This is a genomic window from Dactylosporangium fulvum (assembly GCF_025137375.1).
Lineage (GTDB): Bacteria > Actinomycetota > Actinomycetes > Mycobacteriales > Micromonosporaceae > Dactylosporangium > Dactylosporangium fulvum.
In genome coordinates, this window is sequence record NZ_CP073720.1 from 1,141,257 (window position 1) to 1,154,581 (window position 13,325).

At 70.2% G+C, this 13,325-nt stretch carries 11 protein-coding genes; 9 read left to right on the forward strand and 2 right to left on the reverse strand.

From position 1 onward, the window contains the following. Window positions 1-96: 96 nt before the first annotated feature. The gene (locus Dfulv_RS05325; protein WP_259861490.1) at window positions 97-597 is read right to left on the reverse strand and encodes a GtrA family protein; all 501 of its coding nucleotides are present in this window, start codon (window positions 595-597) and stop codon (window positions 97-99) included. Window positions 598-888: 291 nt separating this feature from the next. Between Dfulv_RS05325 and Dfulv_RS05330 the strand changes: the two genes are divergently transcribed. After that, entirely contained in the window at window positions 889-2,721 is a 1,833-nt protein-coding gene (locus Dfulv_RS05330) for a phosphoenolpyruvate carboxykinase (GTP) (RefSeq protein WP_259861491.1), read from the forward strand. A 117-nt stretch (window positions 2,722-2,838) separates the two neighbouring features. Next, window positions 2,839-3,609, forward strand: a complete 771-nt coding sequence (locus tag Dfulv_RS05335; RefSeq protein WP_259861492.1) for an isoprenyl transferase — start codon at window positions 2,839-2,841, stop codon at window positions 3,607-3,609. Here Dfulv_RS05335 and otsB read toward each other — a convergent pair. Beyond that, window positions 3,597-4,388, reverse strand: coding sequence for a trehalose-phosphatase (gene otsB / locus Dfulv_RS05340; protein ID WP_259861493.1), 792 nt, complete (start codon window positions 4,386-4,388; stop codon window positions 3,597-3,599). The genes Dfulv_RS05335 and otsB overlap by 13 nt on opposite strands. 424 nt (window positions 4,389-4,812) lie before the next feature. Here otsB and Dfulv_RS05345 point away from each other — a divergent pair, with 424 nt between their 5' ends. From Dfulv_RS05345 to Dfulv_RS05375, 7 genes are all read left to right on the forward strand, one after another. Next, complete coding sequence (locus Dfulv_RS05345) at window positions 4,813-6,093, forward strand: PhoH family protein (protein ID WP_406567996.1); 1,281 nt, start codon at window positions 4,813-4,815, stop codon at window positions 6,091-6,093. A 244-nt stretch (window positions 6,094-6,337) separates the two neighbouring features. Then, window positions 6,338-7,033 (forward strand): lytic transglycosylase domain-containing protein, encoded by a 696-nt coding sequence (locus tag Dfulv_RS05350; RefSeq protein WP_259861495.1) that lies wholly within the window; start codon window positions 6,338-6,340, stop codon window positions 7,031-7,033. A 153-nt stretch (window positions 7,034-7,186) separates the two neighbouring features. Further along, window positions 7,187-7,804, forward strand: a complete 618-nt coding sequence (locus tag Dfulv_RS05355) for a rhomboid family intramembrane serine protease (RefSeq protein WP_259867443.1) — start codon at window positions 7,187-7,189, stop codon at window positions 7,802-7,804. 48 nt (window positions 7,805-7,852) lie between these two features. After that, window positions 7,853-8,821 (forward strand): NAD(P)/FAD-dependent oxidoreductase, encoded by a 969-nt coding sequence (locus tag Dfulv_RS05360; RefSeq protein WP_259861496.1) that lies wholly within the window; start codon window positions 7,853-7,855, stop codon window positions 8,819-8,821. A 65-nt stretch (window positions 8,822-8,886) separates the two neighbouring features. After that, window positions 8,887-11,361 (forward strand): sensor histidine kinase, encoded by a 2,475-nt coding sequence (locus Dfulv_RS05365; protein ID WP_259861497.1) that lies wholly within the window; start codon window positions 8,887-8,889, stop codon window positions 11,359-11,361. Beyond that, the gene (locus Dfulv_RS05370) at window positions 11,358-11,771 is read left to right on the forward strand and encodes a response regulator (RefSeq protein WP_259861498.1); all 414 of its coding nucleotides are present in this window, start codon (window positions 11,358-11,360) and stop codon (window positions 11,769-11,771) included. Before Dfulv_RS05365 ends, Dfulv_RS05370 begins: the two co-directional genes overlap by 4 nt. Beyond that, window positions 11,768-13,246: a sensor histidine kinase gene (locus Dfulv_RS05375; protein WP_259861500.1), complete on the forward strand. Its 1,479-nt coding sequence runs from the start codon at window positions 11,768-11,770 to the stop codon at window positions 13,244-13,246. The genes Dfulv_RS05370 and Dfulv_RS05375 overlap by 4 nt, the downstream gene beginning before the upstream one ends. Window positions 13,247-13,325 lie beyond the last annotated feature (79 nt).

Genomic DNA, 13,325 nt, shown 5'->3' on the forward strand with positions numbered 1-13,325 from the left:
ATCGTGGTCCATACACCGGGGAGTGCGTGGCAGGTCACCCGGACCTTATCCCCTTTGCAACCACCCTGTTACCGGACACTCGGGGTAACGCTGAGTTTACGACTCGGCCGGTGTCCTGCGGAACACGATCTGGCGGTACGACCAGAACCGGAACGCTGTGCCGAGCGCCATGCCGACAAGGTTCTTGGCGATGTTGTCCGCCAGCTTGGTCTCGAAGAAATGCCACGCCGCGCCGAGCACGTAGTGGCTGAACCACAGGCAGACCAGCGCGATGACCAGGCCGCCGACGTTGAAGAGGAAGTACAGCGAGTATTCGCGGCGGAGGTTGGTCCGCTCGCGGTCCCGCCAGGTCCAGAACCGGTTGCCGACGAACGCGACGGTCGCGGCCACGACCATCGAGACGGTCGCGGCGAGGAGGTTGTTGACCCCGCCGAAGAGCAGCACGTTGAAAATCGTGAAGTCGACACCGAACGCGACGATGCCGACCGTGCCGAACTTCCCGAGCTCGTGGACAAGGTGCCCGAAGCGGGCGTAGAGACCGCGCAGCCCGCCCGGACGTGTTTCCGGGCCGGACGTCCTCGACTGCAACTCCGTCACCTCGCAGAGGGTACGGCACCGCGCACCCCGGTGGGCCCCTGCGCCGCAGACCGTACGGTTTGCGCGATGATGCGCGTTCGGCGAAAAGTTCGCGCGAAATTCTGCGAATCGGCACGAGATTATCGTTGACTTGTGCAGCTTTTCACAAGCTCTCGCGATGCCCCGGCCGGGCTGCCGGTTTAGTCTGAGGCAAATCAGTTGGACGTTTCCACGGCGCGCTGGCTTCATCGCGTGCCGCGTTCCGGCATACCCCGGAACTGCTGGGTCACTGTCGACCACGAGGAGTTCGTCATGTCCGCACCAACCACGATCCCCGGCCTCGATCAGGCGCCGACAGCACATCCCCGGCTGCTCGCCTGGATTCGCGAGGTCGCCGAGCTCACCAGACCCGAACGGGTGGTGTGGTGCGACGGTTCCCAGGACGAATGGCGGCGGATCACCGACGAACTGGTCGAGACCGGTGCGCTGGTGCGTCTCGACGAGGCGAAGCGGCCGAACTCGTTCTGGGCTCGCACCGATCCGTCCGACGTCGCCCGCGTCGAGGAGCGCACCTTCATCTGCTCGGTCGACGAGGCCGACGCCGGGCCCACGAACAACTGGATGGCGCCCGACGAGATGAAGCGCCGCATGACCGAGCTCTACGACGGCTGTATGCGGGGCCGGACAATGTACGTCATCCCGTTCTGCATGGGGCCGCTCACGGCCGAGCGGCCGATGTTCGGTGTTGAGGTCACCGACTCGCCCTACGTGGTGGCGTCCATGCGGATCATGACCCGCATGGGCACCGCCGTGCTGGAGCGGATGGGCGCCGACGCCCCGTTCGTGCCCTGCCTGCACTCGGTCGGCGCGCCGCTCGAGCGCGGCCAGCAGGACGTCGCGTGGCCGTGCAGCGACACGAAGTACATCTCCCACTTCCCGGAGACGCGGGAGATCTGGAGCTACGGCTCCGGCTACGGCGGCAACTCGCTGCTGGGCAAGAAGTGCTACTCGCTGCGCATCGCCAGTGTGATGGGGCGCGACGAGGGCTGGCTCGCCGAGCACATGCTCATCCTCAAACTCACCTCGCCGGACGGGGTGGTGAAGTACGTCGCGGCGGCGTTCCCGAGCGCCTGCGGCAAGACCAACCTGGCCATGCTGGAGCCGACGATCCCGGGCTGGAAGGTCGAGACGCTCGGTGACGACATCGCCTGGATGCGCTTCGGCGAGGACGGCCGGCTCTACGCGGTCAACCCGGAGTTCGGGCTGTTCGGCGTCGCGCCCGGCACCGACTGGAAGACCAACCCCAACGCGATGCGCACGCTCGCGCAGGGCAACTCCGTGTTCACCAACGTGGCGCTCACCGACGACGGCGACATCTGGTGGGAGGGCATGGGTGAGCCGCCCGCGCACCTCACCGACTGGAAGGGCCGGGACTGGACGCCGGCGTCCGACCAGCCGTCGTCGCACCCCAACTCGCGGTTCTGCACGCCGATCGAGCAGTGCCCGATCCTCGCCGACGAGTACTCGGATCCCAAGGGTGTGCCGATCGACGCCATCCTTTTCGGCGGCCGGCGCAAGACGACCATCCCGCTGGTCACCGAGGCTCGCGACTGGGTGCACGGCGTGTACCTCGGCGCGACGCTGTCCAGCGAGACGACCGCCGCCGCCGTCGGGCAGGTCGGCGTCGTGCGCCGCGACCCGATGGCGATGCTGCCGTTCATCGGGTACCACGGCGGCGACTACTTCCGGCACTGGATCGAGATGGGCAAGGGCGTCGACGGGGACCCGTCGAAGCTGCCACGGATCTTCTACGTCAACTGGTTCCGCCGCGGCGAGGACGGGCGCTTCCTCTGGCCGGGCTTCGGGGAGAACTCCCGGGTGCTGAAGTGGGTCGTCGAGCGCATGGAGGGCACCGCGGACGCCGTCGAGACTCCGATCGGCCAGGTGCCGACCCTGGAGTCACTCGACGTGACCGGTCTGGACCTCTCCGCTGATGATCTCGCAGCCGTGCTGCGGGTCGACGTCGACGAGTGGCGCGCGGAGGTGCCGCAGGTGGCCGAGTGGTTCGAGAAGTTCGGCGACAAGCTGCCGGGCGTGCTCTGGGCCGAGCTCGACGCGCTCAAGGCCCGCCTCGGGCTGGTCTGACGGCTGAACGGCGGCCGATCCGGCAGCGGGCCGGCCGCCGTTCCACACCGAATCTGCACTGTCCGGTCCCCGGCTGACGGTGTTGTTTTGCCCGGTAGGTCGCTAGTCTTCTCTGCCGTGGGCCTGCGTGACCTGGTTTACTCGCTGTACGAGAAGCGTCTCGCCCGAAAGCTGCACGGCAAACCCCAGCCGGGTCACGTCGGGGTCATCGTCGACGGCAATCGCCGTTGGGCGCGGGAGATGGGCTACGTCGATCCCAACGACGGCCATCGCGTCGGCGCCGAGCGGATCAAGGAGTTGCTGCGCTGGTGCGATCTTGCCGGCGTCAAGCACGTGACGCTGTGGCTGCTGTCGACGGACAACCTGTCCCGGCCGGCGCAGGAGCTCGACCCCCTCCTGCGGATCATCGAGAACCTCGCGGCGGAGCTGGCCGACGAGCGTAACCCCTGGCAGCTGCGCATCGTGGGCGCGCTCGACCTGCTGCCGATCACGAGCGCCCAGGCGCTCAAGGCCGCCCAGGAGAAGACCGTCGACCGCACCGGCGGCGCGCAGGTCAGCCTGGCGGTCGGCTACGGCGGGCGGCGGGAGATCGCCGACGCGGTCCGGTCGCTGCTGCACGAGCATGCGAAGGCCGGCACGACGATCGAGGAGCTCGCCGAGATCCTCGACGTCGACCACATTTCCGACCATCTCTATACGCGCGGCCTGCCGGACCCCGACCTCGTCATCCGCACCAGCGGTGAGCAACGGCTCTCCGGCTTCCTGCTGTGGCAGAGCGCACACTCGGAGTTCTACTTCGCCGACGTGCACTGGCCGAGCTTCCGGCGCACCGACTTCCTGCGCGCCCTGCGCTCCTACGCCAACCGCCAGCGCCGCTACGGCGTCTGAGCCAGCAGCCGCTCCAGCAGCGCCGGGACGTCCTCCGGGCCGTCGACGTGCAGGTCGGCGGCCTCGATCAGGGCCTGGCCGCTCTCGGCGTTGGCGACCGCGACACGCACGGCCAGGAAGTCCGGATCCGCCTCAGCGCGCGCGTCAAGGGCGGCGAACGCGCGCAGGTCGGCCACGTCGTCGCCGAAGTACCAGGCGCAGCTCAGCCCCTCGGTCTCCTCGCGCAGCACGCTGCCCTTGTCACGCTGGCCCGGCGGCTTGAGCTCCAGCACCATCCGGCCGCTCTGCAGGCGCAGCCCCAGCTCGTTGGCCCGCTCCTTGGCCCACTGCTCCACCTCGGGGCCCAGCTGCGGGGCCGTGCGGTAGTGGACGGCCACCGAGATGCGCTTGTACTCCACCAGCGTCCCGGCCGGCAGCTCGGCCCGCGCGCGGTCCGCCAGGTCGCGCATGACGTGCACGAACGGCGCGGCGCTGGGGTCGGTCTCGACCGGGCCGCCGGCCCGCTGGACCTCGAGGCCGTAGAGGCCGAACACCGCCACGTCGGGCAGGTCGCTGAAGCGCTGCCGGAGGAACCCGGCCGGCCGTGCGGAGACGATGACGACCTTGCCGAGGCGTTGGCTGACCTGCGCCAATGTGTCGATGATCCCGGGGGCCGGGTAGACCGATTCGGGGTCGTCCTGAATCGGGGCGAGCGTGCCGTCGAAGTCGAAGAAGAAGGCGCAGCGGCCGGCCCGCTCCGCAGTGGCTTTCAAGATCGCATCGCTGTCGGGGGCGCCCATGGTTTCACAGCGTACTGGCGATTTCTCCCTACGTGCGGGTAGCTTCGCGTACCTCACAAGGCGGGGGTTCGCTGGGAAAACTCGACCCGATCTAGTGGATTTGGTCGGTACCGGTTAGCGTCTGTGCTGTGGCAGGGGTTTTCCCGGCCATCCGAGGCCCGGACCGAGCGACCATGTGAAGCCACGGGGCCAAGCACCCGACCCCGTGCGGGCGTCGGAGGACGCGAGTGCGGGCGGCGAGGTGCCCGTCCCCGGAGATCCCGTGACCGTTCGCCGTAGTCCCTCCGCTTCCACCCCCACTCCCCGCGGCCGTGCCGCGAAGGCGGCCGCAGCAGAAGCCGCCGAGCAGTCGGTCAAGGCCGTCCGGCGCACGCGGAAGCGTGCCGAGACCGAGTCCGTCGAGGAGCGCGGCCGGCGCACCTTCGTGCTGGACACCTCGGTTCTGCTGGCCGATCCGGGCGCCTTCCTGCGCTTCGGGGAGCACGACGTGGTCCTGCCGCTGGTTGTCATCTCCGAACTGGAGGGCAAACGGCACCATCCCGAACTGGGCTACTTCGCTCGGCGCTCCCTGCGCTTCCTCGACGAGTTGCGGGCCAAGCACGGCCGCCTCGACGCGCCGCTGCCGCTGACCGACGCGGGCGGCACCCTGCGGGTTGAACTCAACCACGCCGACCAGCACGTGCTCCCGGCCGGCTTCCGGGCGGACACCGACGACGCGCGGATCCTCGCGGTGGCTCTCGCGCTGGCCGCCGAGGGCAGGGACGTCCTGCTGGTCACCAAGGACATGCCGCTGCGGGTCAAGGCCGGCTCGGTCGGCCTGGCGGCCGACGAGTACCAGCCGGGGCCGGCCTCCGACCCCAGTTGGAACGGCATGGTCGAGCTGGGGGTCGGCGAGACCGACGTCAAGCGGCTCTACGCCGGTGAGGCGGTCGAGATCGACGGCGTCGGCGACCTGCCGGTGCACACCGGCCTCGTGCTGACCTCGCCCAACGGTTCGGCGCTGGGGCGGGTCGGCACCGACAAGTCGGTGCGGCTGGTCCGCGGCGACCGTGAGGCCTTCGGTGTCCGCGGCCGCTCGGCCGAGCAGCGGATCGCGCTCGACCTGCTCCTCGACGAGTCGGTCGGCATCGTCTCGCTCGGCGGCCGGGCCGGCACCGGCAAGTCGGCTCTGGCCCTCTGCGCCGGCCTGGAGCAGGTCATGGAGCGGCGCAAGCACAAGAAGGTGATCGTCTTCCGCCCGCTGTATGCGGTCGGCGGCCAGGATCTGGGCTACCTGCCCGGCAGCGAGGCCGAGAAGATGTCGCCGTGGGCCCAGGCCGTCTTCGACACGCTCGGGGCACTGGTGCACGACAACGTCATGGAGGAGGTCGCGGCCCGCGGCATGCTCGAGGTGCTGCCGCTGACGCACATCCGCGGCCGGAGCCTGCACGACGCCTTTGTCATCGTCGACGAGGCGCAGTCACTCGAACGGGGCGTCCTGCTCACCGTGCTCTCCCGGATCGGGATGAACTCACGGGTGGTGCTGACACATGACGTAGCACAGCGTGACAACCTCCGGGTGGGTCGGCACGACGGTGTGGCCGCGGTGATCGAGGCACTGAAGGGCCATCCCCTCTTCGCGCACGTCACACTCACCCGTTCGGAGCGTTCGCCGATCGCCGAGGTCGTTACGGATCTGCTGGAAGACTTGCCGTTCGAGCGCTGATCGCCGCCGGAGTTGAGCAAAAGCGTCCGTATTGTCATGTGATTAACATCACAGAAGGCGGCGTTCGGGTTCTCACCCCAGATCGACCTGGGCGATGGTGGGGGCCGAGCGCGTGACGCCAGGCTAGTCGGCATCAGGCGCTCACGGTGCGTTAGCGGCCGGGGCGGGCAGGGCTTCTCAGTCAGGCTCGCCGACCCGTCCCGGCCCCGCGCCGTGTCCTTGTCCCCGACGAATGGATATCTTCGTGATCCGGCTGTGGCACCGGGTCGGCACCTTCCGGGCAGTCGCCGCGCTTTCCGTGCTCCTTGCGGCAGTGGTGGCAGGCCTCGTGATCGCCGGCCAACAGACGCAGCACGAGACGTCGGCCGATCCGGTGCATGCCGCCGACGCCGCCGCGCTCCCGCAGAGTTCGACCTTCTCGTCCACGCCGTCCGCCACCGCCGCGCCGGGCAGCGCGCAGGCCGAGGCGCAGACCAAGGCGCAGGACGCCGCCTCCGCAGCCGCGGCCCAGGCGAAGGCCGCCGAAGACGAGGCGCGCCGCAAGGCGGAGGAAGAGGCGAGCCGGAACAAGGCCCGCACCACCACCAGCCCGACCAACTCCGCGCCGAAGTATCCGGTCCCGTCCTCGTGCGACGTCTACACGGGGAACAAGAAGATCGGGTGCGCCGTCCTGGTCGGCACCGGCTTCGGTCTCGACCAGATGCCGTGTCTCGAGAAGCTCTGGCAGAAGGAGAGCGGCTGGAACCACACGGCGCAGAACCGGAGCAGCGGCGCCTACGGCATCCCGCAGGCGCTCCCCGGCAGCAAGATGGCCACCGTCGGCGCCGACTGGAAGACCAACCCGGAGACCCAGATCCGCTGGGGCCTCGGATACATCAAGGGCCGGTACAAGACGCCGTGCGCCGCCTGGTCGCACAGTCAGTCGACCGGCTGGTACTAGACCGCAGTCCCACCGACGCCACCGAGTGCCCGGCCTCCCCGCGGAGGCCGGGCACTCGGCATTTCGGGCATATGCCCGGACTGACTGGCGGGGTTGGCGCGGACCTGTTACCACAGTGGCGTGACCCTCGACGCCACCCGGCAGTCCGACCCGATGCGCTTCGGCACCGAGGCCTTCTACGCCTCGATCGGCCGCGCATTCGTCGCCATGTGCGCGTTTGTCCCCCTGCTGTTCCTGATCGAGTTCCTCGACCGCCTGACCGGCAACCGGCTCGACCAGGACGGCGGCATCAAGCCGCACCGGCTCGACGGTCTCGACGGCATCCTCTTCTCGCCGTTCCTGCACGCCGGTTTCGCCCATGTGCTGGCCAACAGCATTCCGCTCATCCTGCTCGGCACGTTCGTGCTCGCGGCCGGGACCGCGCGCTTCCTGCTGACGACGGCGTTCATCGCCCTCTTCGCCGGTGTGGGGGTCTGGTTCATCGGTGACGACGGCACCGTGGTCGTCGGCGCGAGCGGCGTGATCTTCGGGTACCTCGGCGTGATCCTCATGCGCGGCGTGGTCGAGCACAGCTGGTGGCACATCGCCGTGGGCCTGCTCATCGGGCTGCTCTACGGCTGGCAGCTCTTCGGGGTGCTCCCCGGCGAGGAGGGCATCAGTTGGCAGGGGCACCTGTGCGGGTTCATCGGCGGCCTCCTGGCGGCAGTGCTGTTCCGCCGCCGGCGACCCAGGCCGGTCGAGCACGCCGACCCGCCGGCCCTCGACTCCTGAGAAAGAAGTGGTTGTCGGGTGCGGTGGCGGCGCCGTACCGTCACCGGCATGCGGGAAGTTGACCTCGCCATCGTCGGTGCAGGACCGGCGGGACTGTTCGCCGCCTACTACGCGGGCTTCCGTGGCCTGTCCACGGCGGTGATCGACGCGCTGCCCGAGCCGGGCGGCCAGGTCACCGCGATGTACCCGGAAAAGATGATCTTTGACGTCGCCGGCTTCCCGGGCATCCGGGGCCGGGACCTCGTCGCCAACCTCGTCGAGCAGGCGGCGCAGTTCAACCCCAACTATCTGCTCGGTGTGCGGGCCGACAAGCTGTCCTATGTAGACGAGCGGCCGGTGCTCACCCTGTCCGACGGTCAGGTGCTGCACTGCGGCGCCGTGCTCGTCACCGGCGGCCTGGGCAGCTTCACCGCCCGCCCGCTGCCGGCCGCCGCCGACTTCGCCGGCGAGGGGCTGGTCTTCTTCGTGCCGCACCTCGCCGACCTGACCGGGCACGACGTGGTGATCGTCGGCGGGGGAGACTCGGCGTTCGACTGGGCACTCGCGCTCCAGCCGATCGCCAAGTCGGTGACCCTGGTCCACCGCCGCGACAAGTTCCGTGCCCACGCCTCCACGGTCGGGAAGGTGCAGGCCCTGCCGATCGAGATCGTGGTCAACGCCGAGGTCACCAGGATCGTCGGCGACGGCCGGTGCTCCGCGGTCGAGGTCACCGTCAAGGGACAGCAGCCGCGCACGCTGCCCGCCGACTCGATCGTGGCCGCGCTCGGCTTCACCGCCGACCTCGGCCCGCTCGCCGACTGGGGGCTCGACCTCGACAAGCGCCACATCAAGGTCGACTCGACGATGGCCACCAACCAGCCGCGGGTATTCGCCGCCGGGGACATCAGCGAATACCCGGGGAAGGTCCGGCTGATCGCCGTCGGGTTCGGCGAGGCGGCGACGGCGGTGAACAACGCCGCGGTGATCATCGACCCGTCCGCCCACCTGTTCCCGGGACACTCCTCCGACAACGGCTGAGCACCCGCCGAACCGCTGCCGCAACTTCTCAACCCTCGCGCCGCACCGCCGATCTGGTAGGCGTGGTGGGCGTCCGTCTCCAGGTCACCGGTGTGGTGCTGCTCGGCCTGCTGGCCTCCGGCGGGCTGGGGCTGCTCATGCACCGGGTCGAGCGGGACCACGCCGGGCAGGTGCTCGACCGTCGTGTCGCCGCCGCCCAGGACGCCGTCGTGGCGGCCGGCCAGCGGTATGTCGACGTGTTGCGGCTGACCGCCGGCGCCCTGGAGGCCCTGCCGGAGGTCGACGCCGACGGGTTCACCGTCGCCACCGCCCCGGTCGGACAGCTGTGGCTGCCGGGTGCGGCGTCCGTCGACTTCGTGGCGGCGGTGCCCGACTCCGGCGTCGCCGCGGCCCAGGCCGACTGGCGGGAGCGAGGAGTGCCGGGACTGATGCTGACCCCAGCGCAAGGGCTCGTGCGGCACTACTTCCCGGTGCTGCGGCGGACGATCGACGCCACCGCGGCCGGCGCGGCCCCGCCGGGAACCGACCTCGGCGCGTCGAGCCAGGTGACGGGGGCCGTGGAGCGGGCGGAACGGGTCGGCCTGCCGGCGGTCTCCCAGCCGTTCGCCGAGGGCGGCGAGGAGCGGCCGGTGGTCATGCTCCAGCGGGTGCTCGACCGGTCCGACGGCGCACTGCGCGGCTTCGTCGCGATGACCGTCCACCTGCCGGCCTTCTTCGCCGGCACCATGCCTGAGCCGTCGGGCGAGCTGCGCGCGATGACCCTCGGCGTGCTCGACGGCAGCGGGCTCCGCCCGGTCGCCCGGATCGACGGGACCACCGGAGGGGACGATCTCCGGCGGTCCGTCGCCGTGCAGGTCGCCGACCAGCGGTGGCAGCTCGACGTGGTGGCCGGCGGCGAGGGGTACCTCGACGAAGGCATGTTCCTCGCCGGGCTGGCCCTGACCCTCGTCACGGCGCTGCTGGTCTCCACGCTCGCCACCTCGCGGCGACGGGCCGAGGAGCGGGTGGCCGAGGCGACGGCCGAACTGCGGGTCGCCGGCGCCGTCGCCCGTCAGCAGGCGACGCTGCGCGGCGCGGCGATGGACACCATCGGCGACGGCGTGCTGGTGATCGACCGGCACGGCAAGGTGCTGTGGCTCAACCCGACCGCCCGGGCGATCCTCGGGCCCGAGGCCGCCGGACACCTCGCGTCGGAGTGGCCCGAGCTGCTCGACATCCGCGAGATGGACGCCGCCACGCGGCACCGGCTGCGAAACCTCCTCAACGCCGGCCGTGAGTCGCAGGTCGAGTGCGTGATCCGGGGCCGGCGCATCGACGTGCGGCTGCGCTCCCTGGTGCAGGACGGCGAACCGGCCGGCGCGGTGGCCGTGCTGCGCGACGTGACCGACAGCAACGCGGCGGCCGAGCAGCTGCGGGCGTCGGAGGAACTGCTGCAGGTGCTGCTCGACGGCGCGCGGGACTACGCCATCTACCTACTTGATCCGCACGGCGCCGTGGTGACCTGGTCGGCGAACGCCGAACGGCTCATGGGGTACCGCAGCGAAGAGGTCATCGACGGGCCGTACGACCGCTTCTTCACCGCCGAGGACGCCGCCGAGGGACTGCCGCGGCGGCTGCTGGCCGAGGCCGCGGAGCGGGGGCGGGTCGAGATCGACGGGCCGCGGGTGCGCAAGGATCGCAGCGTCTTCTGGACATACGGCCTGATCACCGCGGTGCGAAACACTGACGGCTCGGTCCGCGGGTTCGTCAACGTGAGCCAGGACGTGTCCAACCGCAAGGCGGCCGACCTGGTCATCGAGCGGCTCAACGCGGATCTGGAGCAGCGGGTCGAGGAACGCACCGCCGACCTGGAGTCGTTCTCGTACAGCGTGTCGCACGACCTGCGGGCACCGCTGCGGGCGATCGACGGGTTCGCCAAGATGCTCGCGCTGGAGCACGGTGACGCGCTCGACGAGCAGGGCCGGCGGTACCTCGGCCGAATCCGTGCCGGCGCGCAGCGGATGGGCGAGCTGATCGACGGGCTGCTCGCCTTCTCGCGGCTCCAGCGGCAGGAGCTCACGAACCAGCGGGTGCGGCTCGACGACCTGGTCGCCGATGTCTGGGACGAGCTCACGATCGAGCGCGGCGACCGGGACATCGTCCTGACCGTCGGCGAGCTGCCGGACGCGCTCGGCGACCCGCGCCTGATCCGGCACGTGGTGGCCAACCTGCTCGGCAACGCCGTGAAGTACACCCGGGACGTGTCGTCCGCGCGGATCGAGGTCGGGCACAAGGTCACGGCCGGTGGCGACGCGACGTATTTCGTCAGGGACAACGGCACCGGCTTCGACATGCGGTACGCCGACAAGCTCTTCAAGGTGTTCCAGCGGCTGCACCGCGCCGAGGACTACGAAGGCACCGGCATCGGGCTCGCCCTGGCGCACCGCATCGTCCAGCGCCACGGCGGGCAGATCTGGGCCGACGCCACCCCGGGCGACGGCGCGACCTTCTACTTCACCCTGCCCGCCGACATGCCCGCGCTCGAGGTGGTGTCGCCGTGAACCGTGTCCTGCTCGTCGAGGACGACCCCGACGACCTGGAACTCGCCCGGCTCGCGTTCGCGCGCGGCGACTTCAGCAGCTCGATCGACGTCGCCCGGGACGGCGCGGAGGCGCTGGACTACCTGCTGAGCCCGGATCGGGAGCCGCCGCAGGTGGTGCTGCTGGACATCAAGCTGCCGCTGGTCGACGGCATCGATGTGCTGCGGCGGGTGAAGGCCGACGAGCGCACCCGGCACATCCCCGTTGTGATGCTCACGTCGTCGGCACTCGACCGGGACCTGCACGCCTGCTATGAGCTGGGCGCCAACAGCTACATCGTCAAACCCGTCGACATGGAGCAGTTCATGGCTGCCGTCAACAACATCGGTGTGTACTGGCTGAGTCTCAACCTCACCGAGACGCACTCATGAGGATCCTGCTGCTCGAGGACAACGCCGACGACGCCGAGGTGCTCGTCTTCGAGCTGCGGCGCGCCGGCTTCGCGCCGGCGTGGGAGCGCGTGGACTCGCGGGCCGGGTTCCTGGCCGCGTTGACGTCGGTCGACGGCCCGCCCGAGGTGATCCTCGCCGACTACTCCCTGCCGCAGTTCAACGCCCTGGAGGCGCTGCAGCTGGTCCGCGAAGGGGAGTACGACGTCCCGGTCATCGTGGTGAGCGGCGCGATGAGCGAGGAGGCATGCGTCGACGCCCTGCGCCACGGCGCCGTGGACTATCTGCTCAAGGATCGGCTGAGCCGGCTCGGCTCGGCGGTCGGACACGCGCTGTCCCAGCGGCGGCTGACCCACGACCGGCGCCGGGCCGAGGAGACGTTCCGCGCCGCGTTCGACCACGCTCCCGTCGGCATGGCCGTCACCGATCTGGCCGGCCGGGTGCTGCAGGTCAACCAGGAGCTGTCCCGGATGACCGGCCTCCAGGTCGAGGGCCTGCTGCTGGACGCGATCTGTGAGGAGGACCGCCCGCACGTCGCCGATCGGATGAAGCGCCTGGTCGCCGGGGAGGCCGACAAGGTCAGCAAGGAGTTGCGGCTCTGCCGGCCCGACGGATCGCAGCTGTGGGGGCAGTACTCCGCCGCGCTCATCGGCGGCGCCACGTCAGTGGTGCACCATGTCGCCGACGTCACCGACCGCCGCCGCACCGAGGACGTGCTGCAGCGCCAGGCGGAGAAGCTCGCGCGGACCAACAGTGAGCTCCAGGAACTCGACCGGCTCAAGAGCGAGTTCGTGGCGACCGTCTCGCACGAGCTGCGCACCCCGCTGACCAGCATCCGCGGCTACACCGAGATCCTCGCCGACACCGACAGCACCACCCTCGGCGCCACCGAGCGCAGGATCGTCGGCATCATCGACCGCAACGGCCGCCGCCTCCTCGACCTCATCGAGGACCTGCTGACGTTCTCCCGCATCGAGTCGGGGACGCTGACGCTGACGGTCGGCCCGGTGCGGATCCGGCAGCTGGTCGAGGCGGCCGGTGAGGCGATCCGCCCGGCGGTCGAGACGGCCGGTCTGGTCGTGATCCTCGACGTCGACGAGCACATCCCCGTCGTCCAGGGTGACGGCGACCAGCTCGAGCGGGTCGTGCTGAACCTCTTCGACAACGCGGTGAAGTTCTCCGACCCGGGCGGCACGATCACCGTCACCGGCCGCGAGCGGGACGGCGAGATCGTCGTGTGGGTCCGCGACACCGGCGTCGGCATCCCGGAGCACGAGCAGAGCATGCTGTTCACCCGCTTCTTCCGCACCGCCGACGCGCAGAAGCGGGCCATCAAGGGCAGCGGCCTGGGCCTGGCGATCAGCAAGGCCATCGTGGAGGCCCACGGCGGCTGGATGGCACTGGAGTCCACCGAGGGCGCCGGCACCACGGTCGGCTTCGGCATCCCGATCGTCTAGGTCTGGAACGTCCTGCGCATCAGAACGCGTTGCCCGCTGAGGCCTTCCCGGCGGGCGTCGCGCATGATCTCGCCGCTCA